20 protein-coding genes and 1 pseudogene are annotated in these 20,422 nt (G+C 59.3%); 6 read left to right on the forward strand and 15 right to left on the reverse strand.

Going from position 1 to position 20,422, the window contains the following annotated elements; genetic code table 11:
- Positions 1 to 3: 3 nt before the first annotated feature.
- The 3 genes from ngg to LOY43_RS20385 all read left to right on the forward strand — a co-directional run bounded on the left by ngg (position 4) and on the right by LOY43_RS20385 (position 3,535).
- Complete coding sequence (gene ngg, locus LOY43_RS20375; RefSeq protein WP_095048582.1) at positions 4 to 1,752, forward strand: N-acetylglutaminylglutamine synthetase; 1,749 nt, start codon at positions 4 to 6, stop codon at positions 1,750 to 1,752.
- Between the two features lie 166 nt (positions 1,753 to 1,918).
- The gene (locus tag LOY43_RS20380; protein ID WP_077574040.1) at positions 1,919 to 3,109 is read left to right on the forward strand and encodes an osmoprotectant NAGGN system M42 family peptidase; all 1,191 of its coding nucleotides are present in this window, start codon (positions 1,919 to 1,921) and stop codon (positions 3,107 to 3,109) included.
- 198 nt (positions 3,110 to 3,307) lie between these two features.
- Entirely contained in the window at positions 3,308 to 3,535 is a 228-nt protein-coding gene (locus LOY43_RS20385; protein ID WP_258708657.1) for a YheU family protein, read from the forward strand.
- 5 nt (positions 3,536 to 3,540) lie between these two features.
- On the opposite strand, the gene csrA is transcribed toward LOY43_RS20385, so the two are convergent.
- The 3 genes from csrA to LOY43_RS20400 all read right to left on the reverse strand — a co-directional run bounded on the left by csrA (position 3,541) and on the right by LOY43_RS20400 (position 5,073).
- Positions 3,541 to 3,726 (reverse strand): carbon storage regulator CsrA, encoded by a 186-nt coding sequence (csrA, locus tag LOY43_RS20390; RefSeq protein ID WP_016985988.1) that lies wholly within the window; start codon positions 3,724 to 3,726, stop codon positions 3,541 to 3,543.
- A 135-nt stretch (positions 3,727 to 3,861) separates the two neighbouring features.
- Complete coding sequence (locus tag LOY43_RS20395) at positions 3,862 to 4,194, reverse strand: YnfA family protein (RefSeq protein WP_008088571.1); 333 nt, start codon at positions 4,192 to 4,194, stop codon at positions 3,862 to 3,864.
- Positions 4,195 to 4,257: 63 nt separating this feature from the next.
- A complete protein-coding gene (locus tag LOY43_RS20400) occupies positions 4,258 to 5,073 on the reverse strand; it encodes an SDR family oxidoreductase (RefSeq protein ID WP_095048583.1) in 816 nt (271 codons plus the stop codon).
- A gap of 323 nt (positions 5,074 to 5,396) precedes the next feature.
- Here LOY43_RS20400 and LOY43_RS20405 point away from each other — a divergent pair, with 323 nt between their 5' ends.
- The gene (locus LOY43_RS20405) at positions 5,397 to 5,555 is read left to right on the forward strand and encodes a DUF3309 family protein (RefSeq protein ID WP_169432680.1); all 159 of its coding nucleotides are present in this window, start codon (positions 5,397 to 5,399) and stop codon (positions 5,553 to 5,555) included.
- A gap of 74 nt (positions 5,556 to 5,629) precedes the next feature.
- On the opposite strand, the gene LOY43_RS20410 is transcribed toward LOY43_RS20405, so the two are convergent.
- The 10 genes and pseudogenes from LOY43_RS20410 to LOY43_RS20455 form a co-directional block, all read right to left on the reverse strand.
- Positions 5,630 to 7,723: an LTA synthase family protein gene (locus tag LOY43_RS20410; RefSeq protein WP_095048584.1), complete on the reverse strand. Its 2,094-nt coding sequence runs from the start codon at positions 7,721 to 7,723 to the stop codon at positions 5,630 to 5,632.
- A 300-nt stretch (positions 7,724 to 8,023) separates the two neighbouring features.
- Positions 8,024 to 8,629, reverse strand: a complete 606-nt coding sequence (locus LOY43_RS20415; protein ID WP_258708658.1) for an START domain-containing protein — start codon at positions 8,627 to 8,629, stop codon at positions 8,024 to 8,026.
- A gap of 41 nt (positions 8,630 to 8,670) precedes the next feature.
- Entirely contained in the window at positions 8,671 to 8,925 is a 255-nt protein-coding gene (locus LOY43_RS20420) for a YkgJ family cysteine cluster protein (protein WP_007908349.1), read from the reverse strand.
- 166 nt (positions 8,926 to 9,091) lie between these two features.
- Entirely contained in the window at positions 9,092 to 9,562 is a 471-nt protein-coding gene (locus LOY43_RS20425; protein ID WP_258708659.1) for a translation initiation factor 2, read from the reverse strand.
- 79 nt (positions 9,563 to 9,641) lie between these two features.
- Positions 9,642 to 11,081, reverse strand: coding sequence for a PLP-dependent aminotransferase family protein (locus LOY43_RS20430; protein WP_016985994.1), 1,440 nt, complete (start codon positions 11,079 to 11,081; stop codon positions 9,642 to 9,644).
- A 201-nt stretch (positions 11,082 to 11,282) separates the two neighbouring features.
- Positions 11,283 to 12,095, reverse strand: coding sequence for an OmpA family protein (locus tag LOY43_RS20435; RefSeq protein WP_034155321.1), 813 nt, complete (start codon positions 12,093 to 12,095; stop codon positions 11,283 to 11,285).
- Positions 12,092 to 12,448, reverse strand: a complete 357-nt coding sequence (locus LOY43_RS20440) for a DUF4398 domain-containing protein (RefSeq protein ID WP_093435356.1) — start codon at positions 12,446 to 12,448, stop codon at positions 12,092 to 12,094. Before LOY43_RS20440 ends, LOY43_RS20435 begins: the two co-directional genes overlap by 4 nt.
- 9 nt (positions 12,449 to 12,457) lie before the next feature.
- Positions 12,458 to 13,278: pseudogene (locus tag LOY43_RS20445) on the reverse strand (substrate-binding periplasmic protein).
- Between the two features lie 79 nt (positions 13,279 to 13,357).
- Entirely contained in the window at positions 13,358 to 14,287 is a 930-nt protein-coding gene (locus LOY43_RS20450; RefSeq protein ID WP_093435361.1) for an electron transfer flavoprotein subunit alpha/FixB family protein, read from the reverse strand.
- Complete coding sequence (locus tag LOY43_RS20455) at positions 14,288 to 15,037, reverse strand: electron transfer flavoprotein subunit beta/FixA family protein (protein WP_095048588.1); 750 nt, start codon at positions 15,035 to 15,037, stop codon at positions 14,288 to 14,290.
- A gap of 548 nt (positions 15,038 to 15,585) precedes the next feature.
- Between LOY43_RS20455 and LOY43_RS20460 the strand changes: the two genes are divergently transcribed.
- Complete coding sequence (locus tag LOY43_RS20460; RefSeq protein WP_064120345.1) at positions 15,586 to 17,250, forward strand: electron transfer flavoprotein-ubiquinone oxidoreductase; 1,665 nt, start codon at positions 15,586 to 15,588, stop codon at positions 17,248 to 17,250.
- A 183-nt stretch (positions 17,251 to 17,433) separates the two neighbouring features.
- Here LOY43_RS20460 and LOY43_RS20465 read toward each other — a convergent pair whose 3' ends face one another.
- Positions 17,434 to 18,324 carry an AraC family transcriptional regulator gene (locus LOY43_RS20465; RefSeq protein WP_007908334.1) on the reverse strand — a complete coding sequence of 297 codons (891 nt, stop codon included), beginning with the start codon at positions 18,322 to 18,324 and terminating at the stop codon, positions 17,434 to 17,436.
- A gap of 192 nt (positions 18,325 to 18,516) precedes the next feature.
- Between LOY43_RS20465 and LOY43_RS20470 the strand changes: the two genes are divergently transcribed.
- Complete coding sequence (locus LOY43_RS20470; protein WP_007908332.1) at positions 18,517 to 19,569, forward strand: NAD(P)-dependent alcohol dehydrogenase; 1,053 nt, start codon at positions 18,517 to 18,519, stop codon at positions 19,567 to 19,569.
- On the opposite strand, the gene LOY43_RS20475 is transcribed toward LOY43_RS20470, so the two are convergent.
- The gene (locus LOY43_RS20475; RefSeq protein WP_053122534.1) at positions 19,566 to 20,369 is read right to left on the reverse strand and encodes an IclR family transcriptional regulator; all 804 of its coding nucleotides are present in this window, start codon (positions 20,367 to 20,369) and stop codon (positions 19,566 to 19,568) included. The two genes, LOY43_RS20470 and LOY43_RS20475, sit on opposite strands and share 4 nt — an antisense overlap.
- Positions 20,370 to 20,422 lie beyond the last annotated feature (53 nt).

Consider the following 20,422-nt stretch of genomic DNA (forward strand, 5'->3'; position numbering starts at 1 on the left):
TTGATGAAACCCCACGCCACGGCCATCAACCAACGGCTGCTACGCGGTCAGACGCCGTCCTATGAACGCTTGCAGGCGCGTCTGGCCGAAGATGGCAGCATGCTGGCCGCCGACCCGATCGCCGTCCATTGCGGCTGGGGCCGGTTGCTGATCGGCCACACGTTTCCCGACCCGGCATCGCTGGCGCAGGAGCTGCTCAAAGAGCAGCCCGGCGAGCGTGATATCGCGCTGTACGTCGCGGCGCCGCAGCAGATCCTCGGCCTGGAACCGACGCAACTGTTTCTCGACCCGTCGGACACCCTGCGCCTGTGGTTCAGCGATTACCGCCAGGCCACCCGTGTGTTTCGCGGCTTTCGTATTCGCCGCGCGCAAAGTGAGGCGGACTGGCAGGCGATCAATCTGTTGTACCAGGCGCGCGGCATGTTGCCGATCGATGCCACGCGGCTGACGCCGCATCATCAGGGCGGCCCGGTGTACTGGCTGGCCGAGGATGAAGACAGCGGCGCGGTGATCGGCAGCGTCATGGGCCTGAACCATCAAAAGGCTTTCAACGACCCGGAAAACGGCAGCAGCCTGTGGTGCCTGGCGGTTGATCCGCAATGCTCGCGGCCGGGTGTTGGTGAAGTGCTGGTGCGGCACCTGATCGAGCACTTCATGAGTCGCGGCTTGAGCTATCTGGATCTGTCAGTTCTGCATGACAACCGGCAGGCGAAAAACCTCTACGCCAAGCTCGGCTTTCGCAATCTGTCGACCTTCGCCATCAAGCGCAAAAACGGCATCAACCAGCCGCTTTTCCTCGGCCCGGGGCCAGAAGCGCAGTTCAATCCGTATGCGCGGATCATCGTTGAAGAAGCTCATCGACGCGGCATCGACGTACAAGTGGATGACGCCGATGCCGGGCTGTTCACTCTCAGCCACGGCGGGCGTCGCGTGCGTTGCCGCGAATCGCTGAGCGACCTGACCAGCGCGATCAGCATGAGCCTGTGCCAAGACAAAAGCCTGACCCACAAAGTGCTCAAAGGCGCCGGACTGAACCTGCCCTCGCAGCAACTGGCCGGTAATGCCGACGACAATCTGGCCTTCCTCGACGAGCATCAACGGGTGGTGGTCAAACCGCTCGACGGTGAACAGGGCCAAGGCGTAGCAGTGGATTTGCAGAGCATCGAAGAGGTGCAGCAAGCCATCGAAACGGCGAAGCAATTTGACAGCCGCGTGCTGCTCGAAAGCTTCCACGAAGGGCTTGATCTGCGGATTCTGGTGATTGGCTTTGAAGTGGTGGCCGCGGCGATTCGCAAGCCGGCGGAAGTAGTCGGCGATGGCCAGCATTCGGTGGGCGCGTTGATCGAGGCGCAGAGCCGTCGTCGGCAAGCGGCGACCAGTGGCGAAAGCAAGATCCCGCTGGATCACGAAACCCAGCGCACCCTGCATGCGGCGGGCTATGACTACAGCAGCATTCTGCCGGCGGGCGAGCATCTGTTTGTCCGCCGTACGGCAAATCTGCACACCGGTGGCACGCTGGAGGATGTCACCGCGATTCTGCATCCGACGTTGATTGATGCCGCCGTGCGCGCGGCGCGGGCGCTGGATATTCCGATGGTCGGGCTCGACTTGATGGTGCCGGCGGCGGATCAGCCCGAGTACGTGTTTATCGAGGCCAATGAACGTGCCGGTCTGGCCAACCATGAGCCGCAGCCGACGGCGGAGCGCTTTGTCGATTTGTTGTTTCCGCATAGTCAGCCGGTTGTCTCTTGATTCTCTGGTGACTGAACCGACGCCATCGCTGGCAAGCCAGCTCCCACAAGTTTTGCGGTACATATAAAAACTGTGGGAGCTGGCTTGCCAGCGATGAGGCCCGATCAAGCAACACAAAACTTTCCTCATCGAAACCATCGGTGTGCTCAACCCATCAGGAGTTTCCATGACCACGCAAATCCCCGAACCGGATCTCAACTACCTGCAAAAAGTCTTGCTGGAAATGCTCGCCATTCCCAGCCCCACCGGGTTCACCGACACCATCGTGCGTTACGTCGCCGAGCGTTTGGAAGAGCTCGGCATCCCCTTTGAAATGACTCGACGCGGCACCATTCGCGCCACGCTCAAAGGCAAGAAGAACAGCCCCGACCGCGCGGTTTCCGCGCACCTGGACACCATCGGCGCCGCCGTTCGTGCGATCAAGGACAACGGCCGCCTGACCCTCGCCCCGGTCGGCTGCTGGTCGAGCCGCTTTGCCGAGGGCAGCCGCGTCAGCCTGTTTACCGACAACGGCGTGATTCGCGGCAGTGTCTTGCCGTTGATGGCGTCCGGGCATGCCTTCAACACTGCCGTCGATGAAATGCCGATCAGTTGGGATCACGTTGAACTGCGTCTGGATGCCTACTGTGCGACCAAGGCTGACTGCGACTCGCTGGGCATCAGCATCGGCGACGTGGTCGCATTCGATCCGCTGCCGGAGTTCACCGAAAGCGGTCACATCAGCGCCCGTCACCTCGATGACAAGGCCGGCGTTGCCGCGCTGCTCGCGGCACTCAAAGCCATCGTCGACAGCGGCCAGGAGCTGATGATCGACTGCCACCCGCTGTTCACCATCACCGAGGAAACCGGCAGCGGCGCGGCGGCGGCGCTGCCTTGGGACGTTAGCGAATTCGTCGGCATCGACATCGCGCCGGTCGCTCCCGGACAGCACTCCAGCGAGCATGCGGTGAGTGTGGCGATGCAGGATTCTGGCGGCCCGTACGATTATCACCTGTCGCGACATTTGCTGCGTCTGGCCGGTGAAAACGAACTGCCGGTGCGCCGCGACCTGTTCCGCTATTACTTCAGCGATGCGCACTCGGCGGTGACCGCCGGCCACGACATCCGCACCGCCCTGCTCGCGTTTGGCTGCGATGCGACCCATGGGTATGAGCGCACGCACATCGACAGTCTGGCGGCTCTCAGTCGCTTGCTGGGGGCTTACATCTTGAGTCCGCCGGTGTTTGCCAGTGATGCAGCGCCGGCCAATGCCTCGCTCGATCGCTTCAGTCATCAGATTGAACATGACACGCAGATGGAGAGCGATACGCGAGTGCCGTCGGTGGACAGTCTGGTGGGGCAGCGTTCCGATAGTTGATCCGGCTTTGTGATGACAGGACTGGCCCCATCGCTGGCAAGCCAGCTCCCACAGGTATCGGAGGTGTACACAAATTTGTGTTGCCCCAATTACTGTGGGAGCTGGCTTGCCAGCGATGAGGTCGGTACAGGCAACACAAAACTGGCAGGCAAACCGCAATCGCCGTAGCATCCCGCCATTGATTCAGCCGAGGTGCCCATGCTTATTCCCCACGACCAACTTGAAGTCGAAACCCTCACCCGCCTCATCGAGGATTTCGTCACCCGCGACGGCACCGACAACGGTGATGACACGCCGCTGGAAACCCGCGTGCTGCGCGTGCGTCAGGCATTGACCAAAGGCCAGGCGCTGATCGTCTTCGACCCGGAAAGCGAGCAGTGCCAGTTGATGCTCAAGCACGACGTGCCCAAGCACCTGTTCGACTGAAATCCTCAGCGAACTTTCTGCGTGGCTTGCTTGCGCTGAATCCGCTCATAGACCTCCGCGCGGTGCACGTTGACCTTTTGTGGCGCCTCGACGCCAAATCGCACGCTGGCACCGTTCACTGACAGAACGCGCAAGGTGATGTCATCACCGATTGAAATCAACTCACCAACGACACGGCTGAGTACAAGCATGAGATTCGTCCTTCAGGGTTAGCGAACCCTGAAGATGCGCGGCTTGCCGCGCCTCTTCAATGCACGGCGCGCAAATCAGTTTTGCCTTACACCCATGATCGCCGCGAGCTGTCAGACACTTCCCACAAAAGGTCTTCAGGCAGCAGAAAAGCGTGGCCCGAACAGAATCACGCTGGCGCCGATCACGCACAGCGCCACGCCGATCCAGTCCGAACCCAAGGGACGCACGCGCTCGACCACCATCAGCCAGCCAATCGAAGCGACGATGTAGATGCCGCCATATGCGGCGTAGGCACGACCGGCATAGTTGGCTTCAACACGGGTCAGCAACAGTGCGAACAGGGTCAGGCTGAGCAGCGCAGGAATCACCCACAAGGCACTTTTGCCCTGACGCAGCCACATGAAGAAGGCGAAACAACCGGCGATTTCAAACAGCGCCGCAAGAAAGAACCACAGGTAATTGAGCATTGACGTGTCTCGACAGGGTGACCATTGCGGCCACCCTAGCGACGCTGTCTCCGACGGGCAAGCTCAGCCGTTGCTCTGTTTGGCTTTGGCGCGCATTTTCTCCGCCATTGAGGTCATTTCGTTGTAGAGCAGTTGCGGGTTCTTCTGCTTCAGCGCCCAGGCCATGCGCCCTTGTTCGTGGGGCAGGATCATGAACTCGCCAGCGGCGACTTGCTGATAGATGTAGTCAGCGATATCCGCCGCCGTAATTGGCGAACTTTCCAGCAACTTGCCGACCTGCGCTTTCATCGCCGGGGTCGGCCCACGGAACGAATCGAGCAAGTTAGTCTGGAAGAACGAGGGGCAGACCACGTGCACGCCGACTTCCTGCTGCGCCAGTTCGATCAGCAGACTTTCCGACAGTGCTACCACGCCGGCCTTGGCCACGTTGTAGTTGCTCATCGCCGGGCCTTGCATCAGTGCCGCCATGGAGGCGATGTTGATGATTTTGCCTTTGCTTTGTTCAAGCAGCGGCAAGAACGCCTTGCAGCCCTTGACCACGCCCATCAGGTTGATCGCGATCTGCCAATCCCAGTCTTCCAGGGACAGTTCGCTGAAAAAGCCACCCGAGGCCACGCCGGCGTTGTTGACGATGATGTCGATGCCGCCGAGCTTTTCTTCACAGGCCTGAGCGAACGCGGTGAGCTGGCTGTAATCACGTACATCACAGCGCTGGGTAAAACCGTCGCCACCGGCCTCGCGGACCATTTTCAGGGTTTCCTGAAGACCGGGTTCGCTGACGTCGGACAAGGCCAGTTGCCAGCCTTCACGTGCCCAGCGCAGCGCGATTTCGCGACCCAGGCCCGAGCCCGCACCAGTGATCATCATGCGATTTTGCATAGCACACAGCCTTGTTGTTCTGGGAAAGATGCGCCGAGTGTAGCGAAGGATCGGCGCGCGCCCACGCTCCATCAAGTTGCTGAATGCAAGATCAAAAGATCGCAGCCTTCGGCAGCTCCTACTTGGATTCGTGTAGGCGCTGTCGAGTGAAACGAGGCTGCGATCTTTTCGCTGTAAAGGAAATAAACGAGCAATCCAAATACATTAAAAAAACATTGAATTTTCTTTCACGCGCACCGGTCGGAATTTGTAAGCCGTCTGGAATTACTTAGTCTCCAGTCGCCCTTGAATACCAAGACTTCTCGAACACTATCAACAAGGAAATCGACATGGGCACAATTCTAATCATTATCCTGATCCTGTTGCTGATCGGTGGTCTGCCGGTCTTCCCGCACTCCAGAAGTTGGGGCTACGGTCCATCGGGCATTATCGGCGTGGTGTTGGTGGTGCTGTTGGTGCTGCTGTTACTCGGTCGGATATAACGATTCACGCGTAAAAAAAGAGGCCCTGTTAAGGGCCTCTTTTTTATTGCGCGGATCTTTCTGTTATAGATCGATCAGTCCGGCTTGCCGTGGATGACACCGGCGGTGTTATCCATCAGGCTCTTGGTTGCCGTTTGCAGGAACGCTTCGAGTTTGAGTTTCAACTCGGCGGTGCGCGGCGCATTCGGTACCACTTCGGCGTGCGGATTGGCCCCCAGTTGGTACTGCCACATCTTCGGCCCCATATCCTTGTCTCTCGGCAACACCAGAATCTGGTCAGCGGTGACGATAGCAGTGGTCTGCTCGCTGCCCGACGGCTTGATCACACCGAAACCGGTGTCGCCTTCCGGCAGGTTGAGCAAGTCGCGGCCCCAGCACTGGTGACGCACTTCGCCGCCGAGACGGCCCATGATGGTTGGCACGATATCGATCTGCGTACCCACTGTGTGGTCACGCGTACCGAACTTCTCCTGAATGCCAGGTGCGATCATCAGCATCGGCACGTTGAAGCGGCCCAGGTCCATTTCGGTGATCTGGCGCTCGTTGCCGAAGCCGTGGTCGCCGACGATGACGAACAGGGTTTCCTTGAAGTACGGCTCTTTGCGCGCCTTCTCGAAGAACTGACCCAGCGCCCAGTCGGAGTAGCGCATGGCGGTCAAGTGTTCGTTGAGGCTGCCGCGATCGGTCACGCGCTCGACCGGCAATGGCGTCGGCAAGGCGTATGGCGTGTGGTTAGACAGGGTTTGCAGCAGCGCGTAGAACGGCTTGCCGTTTTCCCGCGCCTTCAACTCCTGCAGACCACGGTCGAACATGTCCTGGTCGGACACGCCCCAGGTCGGATCGGAGAACACCGGGTTGACGAAGTCGTTACGGCCAACGAAGTTGGTCATGCCCTGGTTGCTGAAAAAGCCCGACTGGTTGTCCCAGGCGAAGTCGCCGTTGTAGACGTATACGTCGTCGTAGTTGCGGGCGCTGAGCACCTGCGGCAAGCCGGACAGTTTGTGGCTGCCTTCCGGGGTCTGCATCAGGTATTCGAAACCTGGCAGGTTGGGGAAGCAGGCCATGGTCGCGAACATGCCCTGATGGGTATGTGTGCCGTTGGAGAAGAAGCGGTCGAACAGCAGACCTTCCTTCGACAGTTTGTCCAGGTATGGCGTGATGTTGCCTGGCGCGCCCAGTGCACCGACCGAGTGACCGGCCATGCTTTCCATCAGGATCACCACAACGTTTTTGATCGGCAGGGTCTTGTCGGCCGGCGGCGTGTAATCACGGCGCACAGCGGCAATATCGGCATCGACCAGTTTTTCGTCTGGCATCAGCAGCATGTCGCGCACGACTTTCTGCGCCTGCTCTTGCGGCAACGTCGCTTTCCAGATGTTGTCGCGATCTTCGCCCATGCGAGATTTGGCGGCCTCGATCAGCGACAGCGTGGCGTTGAGGCCGAGCTGGTTGGCGAAGTTGGAATCGGTGGTGTAGACATCACCCCAGCGCATCGGCGGGCCCTGACGCAAGGTGCCACGGGCGGCAGCCACGCAGATCAGCAGGCAGACCATGAACACCGCCAGACGGGTGTACCACGGCGCAACTTGACGAGTACCCACGCTGCCGCCGCTGAACGGTCCGCGTGGACGCGTGGCACGATCGGCGCCTTTGAACGCAAGGGTCAGGATGACAGTGCCGATGGCCCACGCCAGCAGATAGCGCACTACCGGAAAACCGTACCAGAGCATGCTCATCACGGTTTTCGGGTCTTCCTTCACGTACTGGAACACTAGGCCGTTGAGGCGCTGGTGGAACTCGCGGTAGAAGTCCATCTCCATCAGGCCGAGGAACAGCGCGATGCTTGAGGCGATGGTCAGCCACAAGCGGAAGAAGCCGCGTGCGGCCATGGCGCGGGCACTGAACAGCGCCAGCACCAGCGGAATGCACAGGTAAACCACCAGGCGCAGGTCAAAACGCAGGCCGTTGGCGAAAGCTTCGAGGAAGGTCGAAGCCGGGGTATCGAGGATCATCTCGCGGTTGTAGACCAGCAGCGCGAGGCGCAGCACGGAAAACATCACCATCATGACCAGCGCGCAAAGCAGCGTGTAGGCCAGATGCGATTTGACGGTCGGTTGCAGCAGGCGAGCAGAAGATCGCTGCTGATTCAGGGCGTCCGGGTTTGCCATGTCGTTTTAGGACCCATTGGAAGTTGAAGTTGCAAAAATACAGCGGCGCCATGCCCTCTATTGGTCATTCCAGACCCCGGGGCTTGCGCGGTGCGCAAATGTTGCACGATCACCCGCACCATTGCCATTGATTACTGCCCCGCCGCTAGACACTTTCATTTACAGCAGCGGACAAACAGCGCGGGCGAATTGTCAGGAACACTTTGTGAAAATTTCGTGCAACGCATATCTGGAAACACAATATAGATACAAAACAAAACGCCCCGACTTGTTCGGGGCGTTTCGTTGAACGCGGGCCGATTACTTCTCGGCGCGCTCTTTCAAAGCTTTGAGGGTGTTGAACGGAGCATCGACGACAAATTTGTTGGCAACCATTGCCGGCACGCTGCCACCTGGTTCGGTGTGCACTTGATAAGTGACTTCAACCTGGTCGCCCTTCGGTACGAACTTCCAGAAGCCTTTGACCTGCTGCACGCGGACAAAGCCTTTTTCTTCAGGAACGTACGTCGGCAGACCTTTGAGGTTGCGGGTCAAGCTGCCGTCGGCGCCTTCGACGGTGGTGACTTCGATCACCGAGTCACGCGGGGTGACTGGCCAAGGGGTGTTGAACTGGGTGTAGGTCCAGCTCCGATCGCCCTCGTGCTTGAGCAGTTTCTGGGTCTTGCACTCGTGAATCCAGGCGCAGGCGCCAGCGACGTCTTCCTGCAGTGCGCGCAATTTGGCGACGGTGGTTTTCATCAGCGCAACGCCCTGGTAGGACTTGTAGTCCGAACCTGGCACTTCACTCAGGGACACCTTGATACCGTCCTCGTTCTTGGCGACTTTCCAGTCTTCAGCCTGAGCGACGGAGGTGGCCAGCACAGCGGTCAAACCACACAACACAGCGATACGATGCAGCGAACCCATAGTCTTATTCCTTATTGTTGAAGTTCCGTTCGTTTGACACATCACGCCGCCGTCATCTGCTCCCACCAGCCAATCAACCTGATCGCTTCTTCCGAGCTGCTGCCACAGACTTCGACATCCGCCGCGAAGCCGGAACAGACTGCCGGGCGCTCGGGGCGGCCGAAAATGCTGCACAGGTTTTCGACCGAGAGTTGCACGCAACGTTCGCCGGCAGGTTTGCCATCAGGCATGCCGGGAATTGGCGAACTGATGGAAGGGGCAATGCAGCAAGCGCCACAGCCTTCACGGCATTTCATGACGAACAATTCCTCGCGACGGGCGATGTGTAAAAGGGACGCGGAACAGAGTAACCGCTAAAACGGCTGTTTCAAATTCCCGGAACCGGGGTTTTCACCGATAACTGAATGTGACTGACCAGTCTCCGACAAAGCGTCTGGTCTGCGGGTCACAGATGAGCTGAGTTTACTGCTTGAATTCAAAGTCCAGCGCCGCACCTTCGACTTCACGGCGCTCTTCATTGCGCAGTTGCAACTGCATTTCGTTGCTGAGCAAGCGGCCGTTGAGCTGGAATCCGTTGTTTTTCTCGCCAAACATCTGCGGCAGGATCGGCTCGCGCTTGGGCAATTCAACTGTGCCCTTGGGCTTCAATTCCTCGACCATGTCCTTGGGCAGGCTCAAATCGAGTTTGGCCGACGGCAACTTGGTTTTTACCACTTCACTGGCGGGTTTCGATTTCGAGGCGACTGGCTTGCGCTTCTTGATGACTTTTTGCTGAGGTTTCTTCGCGGGAGTTGCCTTCTGCGCTGGCGTGTTTTTTTTCGCCGGGCTCGTCGCCGCCGGTTTTTCCTGAGCCGCAGCGGCCACGACGCCAGGCGCATGACCTATCATCAGCAAACCCAGCAAAACCCAAGCGGCAGGAGCAATCGCTTTCATGAACCCAACAGTGGCAAACGGCAGATGGCCATATGCTCGCTTGTTGGGCGCCACAAGACAAGCATCACCCACCGCTCGTTCAGAATCCGCCAGCGGTTTCCTGACACAGTTGCGTCGCCAGCAACCCAAGGGTCATCAACGCCCGCTCCGCCTCGCGGTTCCACGGAATCCCGCAGTTCAGGCGGATACAGTGGTTGAACTGCTCGGTATTACTGAAGATCAGTCCCGGCGCAATGCTGATGCCCTGCTGCAGGGCGCGCACATGCAATTCCTGAGTATTCACCCTACCCGGCAAGCTCACCCAGAGGATGAAACCGCCCGTAGGCCGGGTCATTTGCGTACCCTCGGGGAAGTACTGCTGCACCGCCAACTGGAAGGCACTGAGGTTTTTTCGGTATTCCTGGCGGATGTACCGTAAATGCCGGTCATAACCGCCGTTTTCCAGATAAGCGGCAATCGCCATCTGCGTCACGCTGCACGCCGAATGGGTGCTGAAGGTCTGCAGTCGCTGGATTTCCTGCTGGTACTTGCCAGCGATCATCCAGCCGATGCGCACACCGGGTGACAAGGTTTTGGAGAAGCTCGAACAGTAGATCACCCGATCCAGTCGGTCATAAGCCTTGAGCGCTTTGGTTTTGCCCTGCTCGAACATCAACTCGCCATAGATGTCGTCTTCGACAATCTGGATGTCGAAGTCCGAGGCCAGACGCAGCAACTGTTTCTGCCGCTCTTCGGGCATGGTGCCGCCCAGTGGATTGCTCAGGCGCGTGGTCAGCACCAGCGCTTTGATCGACCACTGGTTGGCCGCCAGTTGCAAGGCTTCGAGGCTCATGCCGGTGGCAGGATCGCTGGGGATTTCGATGACTTTCAGGCCGAGCAGATCGGCCAGTTGCAGCAAACCGTAATAGGTCGGCGACTCGGCAGCGATCAGATCGCCCGGACGGGTCAGCACACGCAACGACATCTGCAGAGCATCGACGCAACCGTGGGTGATCACGACTTCCGACGGATCGACCACCACACCGGCATCACGCATGCGGATCGCCACTTGCCGGCGCAGCGGTTCGAAACCGGGGCTGAACATGTAGCTGAAGGCGCGTGGGCTATGAAAACGCGTGACCTTGGCCAGTTGCTGATGCAAGGCGCGCACCGGCAAGTAATCGACACTTGGCACGGCAGCGCCGAGCGGGAACACACCTTCACGGCGTGATTCGACCAGCACCTGTTGAATGATGCTGCTGCGAGTGACCAGACCGGGACGTTCAACCCGCGCAATGTCCGGTGTCGGTGCAGTCAGCGCAGGCGTTTGGTGTACGTAATATCCGGACTGCGGACGTGCGCGAATCAGCCCCTGATCTTCGAGATTGGCGTAGGCCTGCAACACCGTCGCATGGCTGACGTTGAGCTGCGAACTCATCTTGCGTACCGAAGGCACGCGCTCCCCCGGTTGATAGACCCCACGGCGGATGTCTTCGGCCAGTTGCTGAGCAATACGTTGGTAGAGCAAGAGATTGGTCATGACGCAGCACTCGATTTCACGGGCATTTTATTCTTGTGTGAAACAATACCGGAACAGTTTAGAAGTGTACTGGGACAGTTGCCACATTACTCGACCATACAGTGCGGTGTCTGCCCCCTACTGTACGGATTGCGAGCCAATCGACAGACGTAAAAAAGCCCGGCACTGCATGACAGCCCGGGCTTTCCAGAGACGCAACCCTTAACGGGCGGCGCCGAGCTGGCCTTTTTCATCGGAGAAGACAATTTCAACCCGACGATTCTGTGCCCGCCCACGCTCGGAAGCGTTGGCGTCCACCGGGTATTCGTCGCCGTAGCCTTCGACCTGAATGCGTTTGTCGTCGATGCCCAGGTCCATCAGCACGTCCGCCACCGATTGCGCGCGGTCACGGGACAGCTTGAGGTTCTCCTGTTTGCCGCCGGTGCTGTCGGTGTAGCCCTCGATGCGCACTACACGTTTGGGGTTCAGTTGCAGGAACTGGACGATTTTCAGCACAACACGGTTGGCCGAGTTTTTCAGCTCCGCTTCACCGGTGTCGAACAGCACATCGCCGAGGGTCATCACCAGACCACGGTCGGTCTGCGTGGTGGCCAGTGCTACGATCTGTTCTTCCAGCCATTTGCCCTGTTGCTGCACGCTGAGCAACTTCGATTCACGCAAGGCCAGTTGCAGGCGCTGACGCTCCAGCTCAAGTTTGGCTGCGCGCTCCTCATTGAGCACCTGATTGGTATGCTCGCGGGCGATTTCGCTGTAGCGCTGGCTCAGGTAGGCGTAGTGCACAACATCGGAACCGCTGCCCCAATAGGTCGACAGGCGATCGGCACGAGCCAGGGACTCACCGGCGCGGATCACGTCTTTCGGCGCGATGCGCAGCACGTTGGAGTCTTCCTTGACCTTCTGAAAGTCGGCGCTGGCTTCCTGCAGAGCGGATTCGCTGTGCTGACCGGCGCAGCCGTACAGGCTGACGCAACCGGCGAGGATCAGGCCGCCTACAACTTTCGACTTGAGGCTCATTGGGCATCTCCCAGTTGCTTGCGCAGACGGACGATGCGGGTGTTAAGCACATTCACCTGTTCTTGACTTTTTTGCGTCAGCACTTTGGCTTCGGCCAGACGTGCATCCAGCTCGGCCTGTTCGGAGCGCATGCGCGCATTCCGGTAGGACTGGTCAGCCATGTTGCCTTTGGCGCGGTTGTACTTGGTTTCGGCCAGTTTCATTTCCGGCACTTCATCGGCGGTGGCGCCAACAGCCTTGGCCTGGGTGATGGCTTGCTCGGTCAGGCGCATTTGTTCATTGGGTGCCGGATCGGTCGCGCAACCGGCCAGGGCCAGAACGGCCACAGCCGCGAAAAGAGGTCGAATACTCACTAAGAATCCCTACTGTTTTGGGGCACTGACAGGTTGTGGCGGCTGTTGCTGCTGCGCCTTCCAGCGCTCGATATTGCGTTGCAGCGCGGCTTCCGTCAGTCCGGACGCGGGCAATTCTGTCATCTTTTGGCCAACTGTCCGCGCAACCACGGATCGTTGCATGCCGAGTTATGCGAAACCGCGAGGAACAGCCCCGGCCGGTCGACCGGTTGCTCGAACACCAACAGGTCATTGGCCATACCCAATGCCTGCGCGGCGGCCATGCCCGAGTATCGGCCGGCGAGTACATATTCCACTTCGCCCAAGAGCAGTTTCTGTAGCGCCTGAGTGAGGTTGGCTGTCCGGGTCAGGGTCAGATTCTGCTCGGCGAAAGTGCCAAATGCCTGGGTCATACGAGACTTTTCCGACAACGCACCGACGTGACCGTGCAGGTCTTTGGCCTCGCTGTAGACCAGCGTCGAGCCTTTGCGGGTCCACACCAGATAGTCGTTTTCCAGCAACGGCGGATGGATGTAGTCGAGGTTTTCCAGCTCATTGAGGGTCAGCGGCGCGTCGGCGAGCATGTCCATGCGCCCGCTGCGCACTTCATCGAGGGCTTGCGAACGTTTGCCGGCGTAGAGCAATTCGACTTTGATGCCGAGGTCTTTGGCGACTTGTTGCAGCAGATCAGCGCTGGCACCGATCAACTGCTTGGGATTCTGCGGGTCCTGCCACAGGTACGGCGGCGCATCCGGGCTACCGGTGACGACGAGGCGCTCGCATTTGCCAGCGGCCATCGCCAACCCCGGCAACAGGGCCAACCCCAACAACCATCCGCAGCGCAGATCCATGGCAACACACTCCCACTCAAATCCGAGACAAAAAAAGCCCGACCAAAAGGTCGGGCTCTTTATAAGTGAAGCCGCTGGATTAGACCAGCTTCTCCAGCTCAGGGACGGCTTCGAACAGATCAGCCACGAGACCGTAATCGGCCACCTGGAAGATCGGCGCTTCTTCGTCCTTGTTGATCGCAACGATCACTTTGGAGTCTTTCATACCGGCCAAGTGCTGGATCGCGCCGGAGATACCGACGGCAATGTACAGCTGTGGCGCAACAATCTTGCCGGTCTGACCGACCTGCATGTCGTTCGGTACGAAACCTGCGTCGACCGCGGCGCGCGAAGCACCGACAGCAGCGCCCAGCTTGTCGGCCAGAGCGTACAGGTGTTTGAAGTTGTCGCCGTTCTGCATGCCGCGGCCGCCGGAAACGACGATCTTGGCAGCGGTCAGCTCAGGACGATCGGACTTGGCCAGTTCTTCGTTGACGAAGCTGGAAGTGCCCGCGTTGTGCGCAGCAGCAACTGCTTCAACGGCAGCCGAACCACCTTCAGCGGCAACCGGGTCGAAACCGGTAGCACGTACAGTGATCACTTTGATCGCAGCGGTCGACTGCACGGTAGCGATAGCGTTACCGGCGTAGATCGGACGCTTGAACGTGTCAGCGCTTTCGACCGAGATGATCTCGGAGATCTGGTCAACGTCCAGCTGCGCGGCAACGCGCGGCAGGATGTTTTTACCGTTGGAGGTCGCGGCAGCCAGGATGTGGCTGTAGCCAGCGCCCAGCTCTGCAACCAATGGCGCAACGTTTTCCGGCAGCTGATGCGCGTAAGCGGCATTGTCAGCGTTGAGGACTTTGCTCACGCCAGCGATTTTCGCAGCGGCTTCAGCCACGGCGCCAGCGCCTTGACCTGCAACCAGAACGTGAACGTCGCCGCCGATTTTGACCGCAGCAGCCACGGTGTTCAGTGTGGCCGGGGCCAGCACTTTGTTGTCGTGTTCAGCAATAACCAAGATAGTCATTTAGATTACCTTCGCTTCGTTTTTCAGTTTCTCGACCAATTCAGCTACCGACTTAACCTTGATGCCCGCGCTGCGTGCAGCCGGCGCTTCGACTTTCAGGGTCTTGTTGGTGGAGGCGGTGGAAACGCCCAAAGCGTCCGGAGTCAGCACTTCGAGAGGCTTCTTCTTGGCTTTCATGATGTTTGGCAGGGACGCGTAGCGCGGCTCGTTCAAACGCAGGTCGGTGGTGACGATGGCCGGCAGTTTCAGGGAAACCGTCTGCGCGCCGCCGTCGATTTCACGAGTCACGGCAACGCTGTCGCCGGAGACTTCGACTTTCGAGGCGAACGTGCCCTGACCGTAGCCGCTCAATGCAGCGAGCATCTGGCCGGTCTGGTTGTTGTCGCTGTCGATGGCCTGCTTGCCGAGGATCACCAGCTGCGGCTGTTCCTTGTCGACCACAGCCTTGAGCAGCTTGGCCACGGCGAGCGAGGTCAGATCTTCAGTGGATTCGACGAGGATGGCACGGTCGGCACCCAGAGCCAGTGCGGTACGCAGTTGCTCCTGAGCGGTGGTCGGGCCGATGGAGACGACGACGATTTCAGTCGCAACACCTTTCTCTTTCAGGCGTACGGCTTCTTCCACTGCGATTTCGCAGAACGGGTTCATCGACATCTTGACGTTGGCGAGATCGACGCCGGAATTGTCCGCCTTGACGCGAACCTTGACGTTGTAATCCACAACGCGTTTGACAGCTACAAGAACCTTCATGGATTCCTCGTTACTCTCCGGTGAAAAGAAAGTCGCCTAGGCGAACCTGGCGGTTGATGCTCATCAGGCTAAAGGGCACCTCTAAAAACGCCGACTCGGGTGTCAGGTGGCTGCACGGTGGAGGACCTGCGACCGTTCGTCAGGGGTGACCGACGGGTCATTGATCTTCACGCTGTGTAAACTGCGCGCCGGACCTGCGCTGCGCATCACCTTCTACTGCCTGTGCCCTGTCTTTAGACGTGCTCTTGAAACCGCCAGTCTGCCTACGACGAGCGCAAAACCGCCCGTATCTTGACCGGAACGCCTATTCCGGTCAATACAGCAAAATGACCATTCATAAGCCGCGCTTCTTTGATTTCTCTGGGCTGGAGCCAATTCAAACAAACGTTTGTATTGGACGCTCGGAGTGGTGTAGATATAATGCGCCGCCTAGAGAGAAAGGTCGGACTCCAATATTCCCCTTGACGTTAACGTAAAGGAATAGCGGATGCGACATCAAACCTCCAAATTAGAAAAAAAACTGTTGAGCCTTGAGTAGGAGATAGCCTGTGGAACGCGAATACATGGAATTCGACGTGGTCATCGTCGGTGCCGGCCCCGCTGGCCTGTCCGCCGCCTGCCGTCTGAAGCAGAAGGCCGCCGAAGCCGGTAAGGAAATCAGCGTCTGCGTGGTCGAAAAAGGCTCCGAAGTCGGCGCACACATCCTGTCCGGTGCCGTGTTCGAACCACGCGCTCTGAATGAACTGTTCCCGGACTGGAAAGAACTCGGCGCCCCGCTGAACACGCCAGTGACCCGCGACGATATTTTCGTACTGAAAAACGCCGACAGCGCGCAGAAAATTCCTGACTTCTTTGTGCCCAAGACCATGCACAACGAAGGCAACTACATTATCTCCCTCGGCAACCTGTGCCGCTGGCTCGCCCAGCAGGCCGAGAACCTCGGCGTGGAAATCTACCCGGGTTTCGCCGCTCAGGAAGCACTGATCGACGAACAAGGCGTAGTGCGCGGGATCATCACTGGTGATCTGGGCGTCGACCGCGAAGGCAACCCGAAAGAAGGCTTGTACACCCCGGGCATGGAACTGCGTGGCAAGTACACGCTGTTCGCCGAAGGCTGCCGTGGCCACATCGGCAAGCAACTGATCAAGCGCTACAACCTAGACAGCGATGCCGACGCCCAGCACTACGGCATCGGCCTGAAAGAAATCTGGGAAATCGACCCGGCCAAACATCAGCCAGGCTTGGTGGTGCACACCGCTGGTTGGCCGCTGGACATCATGGGCACCGAAAACACCGGCGGCTCGTTCCTCTATCACCTGGAAAACAACCAGGTGGTGGTTGGTCTGATCGTTGACCTGTCCTACAGCAACACTTACCTGTCGCCGTTCGACGAGTTCCAGCGCCTCAAGCATCACCCGGTGCTGGCCCAGTATCTGGAAGGCGGCAAGCGCATCAGTTACGGCGCTCGCGCGATTTGCAAAGGTGGCCTGAACTCGCTGCCGAAAATGGTCTTCAAGGGCGGCGCGCTGATCGGTTGCGACCTCGGCACCCTGAATTTCGCCAAGATCAAGGGCAGCCATACTGCGATGAAGTCCGGCATGCTCGCCGCAGAATCCGTGGCTGACGCGCTGTTCGCAGAAAAGGACGGCACTGAAGAGCTGACCACTTACGTCGACGCGTTCAAGAAGAGCTGGCTCTACGACGAACTGTTCGCCAGCCGCAACTTCGGCCCGGCGATCCACAAGTTCGGCGCCATCGTTGGCGGCGGTTTCAACTGGCTGGATCAGAACATCTTCGGCGGCAAACTGCCGTTCACCCTGCACGACACCAAGCCGGATTACGCTTGCCTCAAGCTAGCGGCGGACTGCAAGAAGATCGACTATCCGAAGCCGGACGGCAAACTCAGCTTCGACAAGCTCAGCTCGGTGTTCATCTCCGGTACCAACCACGAAGAAGAACAACCTTGCCACCTGAAGCTGACCGACCCGAGCATCCCGATCAGTAAGAACTTGCCGCTGTACGACGAACCGGCGCAGCGCTACTGCCCGGCCGGCGTGTACGAAGTGATCACCAAGGAAGACGGCGAGAAGCGCTTCCAGATCAACGCCCAGAACTGCGTGCACTGCAAGACCTGTGACATCAAGGACCCTTCGCAGAACATCACCTGGGTCACGCCGGAAGGCGCTGGCGGCCCGACTTACCCGAACATGTAAGTCGAACCGCTGAACATCAAGGCTCCCGAATCGGGGGCCTTTTTGTTGCCCAAAATTTACTGCATCACTTGACTCCCTGTGGGAGCTGGCTTGCCAGCGATGGCGGTGGATCAGGTGACATCTATGTTGAATGTGCCGGCCTCATCGCTGGCAAGCCAGCTCCCACAGGGATTGTGAAAATCCTCAGGCAGCGCGCTCGTCACCCGGGCTGCGCTCGAAATAGCGCTTATATTCACGGCTGAACTGCGACGTACTCTGATACCCCACCCGATGCGCCACCTGCGCCACACCCAGGCCTTCGGCGACCAACAACGTCTGCGCCTTCAGTAACCTCAGGCGCTTCAGATACTGCACCGGCGACAACAACGTGCTGCGTTTGAAATGCTCATGAAAGGTCGACACGCTCATGTTCGCGCAACCGGCCAGCGTTTCAACGTTCAACGGCTCGGTGTAATGCGCATGCAGATGACTGATCGACGCCGCCACCCGCGCGAATTGCCCTTGCTGCTCGACCAATGCCCGCAACACATCCGCCTGCGGCCCGCGCAACGCGGTGAACAACAATTCACGCACCCGAGCCGGCCCAAGAATCTGGCATTCCAGCGGATCGTGCAGGCAACTCAGCAAGCGCTCGACGCAACCGCGCATGGCATCGTCGAGTACCACTGAGGTCATCGACTCCGGGGTCTGCGCCGGGATATGCCGGCCCGGCGCCAGCCCCATGGCCAGCACCAGCTCACCGAGCAACACCCGATCAATCGCCACCGAAACACCGAGCAACGGCGCATCCGGCAAGGCAAACGTCTCGCATTCGAACGGCACCGGCAGCGCCTGAATCAGATAGTGCCCGGCGCCGTACTCCATGGTGCGCGGCCCGAGAAACGCCAGTTTGCTGCCCTGGGCGATGATCATCAGGCTCGGTTCGTAAATGTGCGGGCCACGGGCAACGTCGCAACTGGCGCGCAACACTTGCACACCGGGCAACCCGGTCGGGGAATAACCATCGCGCAGCGCCAGCGGCTCGATCAGCGAAACCAGCCGCGCATTGGCATCAAGATGACGGGTCAACTGCATCGAATTGCTCTTCACAAAAAATCACGAAAATAAGGGATGAAAGCATCATCGCAGATCCTTTTGCCAATGCGACCGATCAAACCCGCATGCCGGAGGATTAGGCATGAGACCCGGAGGAATCGTCATGGCCGGACCGACAGTCGACGCCCAAAATGCGCCGCCTCACTTGTTCCTGCTTTTGCGAGGTTTCACATGTACACCGCCATCGGCTATGCCGCCCAATCGGCCACCACTCCCCTCGCCCCGATGAAATTCGAACGTCGCAGCCCGCGCGCTGACGACGTCGCCATCGAAATTCTCTACTGCGGCGTCTGCCACTCCGATATCCACCAGGCGCGCAACGAATGGGGTATCGCCGTTTACCCGCTGATGCCCGGCCACGAGATCGTCGGAAAAGTCACCGCGATCGGTGCGAATGTCACTCAACACAAGGTAGGCGACCTGGTCGGGGTTGGCTGCATGGTCGACTCGTGCCGCACCTGCGAAGCGTGCCAATCGAACCTTGAGCAATACTGCCTCGAAGGCCCGACCATGACCTACGCCACCCCGGATCGGGTCGATGGCAGCAACACCATGGGCGGTTATTCCGACAGCATCGTCGTCAGCGAGCACTTCGTCGTGCGCATCCCGGAAAAACTGGCGTTAGCCAGCGCCGCGCCAATCCTCTGCGCCGGTATCACCACCTACTCGCCGCTCAAGCACTACGGCGTGAAGGCTGGCGACAAGGTCGGGATTCTCGGCATGGGCGGTCTGGGCCACATGGGCATCAAGTTCGCCAAAGCCATGGGCGCCGAAGTGACGCTGTTCACCCGCTCGGCAAGCAAGGCTGAAGAAGGCCGCCGTCAGGGTGCCGATCATGTGATCGTCTCCACCGACGCCGAGCAGATGAAAGCGGCTGCCGGTTACTTCGACTTCCTGCTCGACACCATTCCGGTGCAGCACGATCTCAACCCGTACCTCGACACCCTGCGCTTCGACGGCGTGCACATTCTGGTCGGTCTGATCGAGCCGATTGATCCACCGGTACACGCCGGCAAACTAGTGATGAGCCGTCGCGTGCTGGCCGGCTCGTTGATCGGTGGCGTCGCCGAAACCCAGGAAGTCCTGGATTTCTGCGCCGAGCACAACATCACCTGCGACATCGAAATGCTCGACATCCGCCAGATCAACGAGGCTTACGCCCGGATGATTGCCGGTGACGTGAAGTACCGCTTCGTGATCGACATGGCGACGCTCAAGGTTTAAACCTTCAGGCCTAGCTCTGCCGACAGCCGGGCTGTGACCCCTTTGATCAGGGGAATCAGCTCGGCCATTTTTTCCAGCGGCATGTACGGCACGGTGCTGGCGATACTGATCGCCGCCACGATGCCCTTGCTCGCATCCCGAATCGGCGCCGCCACGCAGCGGATCGACGGTTCGTTGTCCTCCAGATCGAAGGCGTAGCCCCCGGCGACGTACTCGGTCATACGCTGCTCAAGCTGCTCCCACGACTGCTGAGGATGCTGCGGCCAGAACTGACTCTTCCCACCTGCCGGCAGACTGATGTCGTACAGACGTTGCCAATCTTTCGGTGAGTCATCGAGCATCAATGCCTTACCAATACCGGTGCGCGCCAGCGGCATGCGATGGCCGACCCGCGAACGCATTTCCGGGCCGTTGCGCCCCGGATTTTTCAGCAGATACAACACTTCATCGCCTTCGCGAATGCCCAAGTGCACGGTGTCACCAGTCAGCGCCGACAACTCGTCCAGATACGGCCCGGCCAGGCTCACCAGCGGCAACTCTTCACGCGCCTGGAAACCCAATTCGATCAGCTTCGGTCCGAGCAGATAACCGACTTGCGGCACCACGCGCAGGTAGCGCTCGTCGACCAGGCAACTGGCCAGCCGATGGGTGGTGCTGCGCGTGGTACCGATTAGCCGGGCAATCTCCTTGAGATCGCGGGCGCCACTGGCCACCGCTTGCACCACGCCGAGACCGCGCAATAGCGTCTGGGTGCCGGTGGGTGCGGCGTCCTTGGTTTTTTCCGGAGCGTCTTCCTGCATATCCAGCCTTTTACCGTTGAGCGAAGGAACGGGCGGCATTATGGTCGCCCGAC

The sequence above is a fragment of the Pseudomonas sp. B21-041 genome (assembly GCF_024748675.1).
In the GTDB taxonomy this organism is placed as follows: domain Bacteria; phylum Pseudomonadota; class Gammaproteobacteria; order Pseudomonadales; family Pseudomonadaceae; genus Aquipseudomonas; species Aquipseudomonas neuropathica.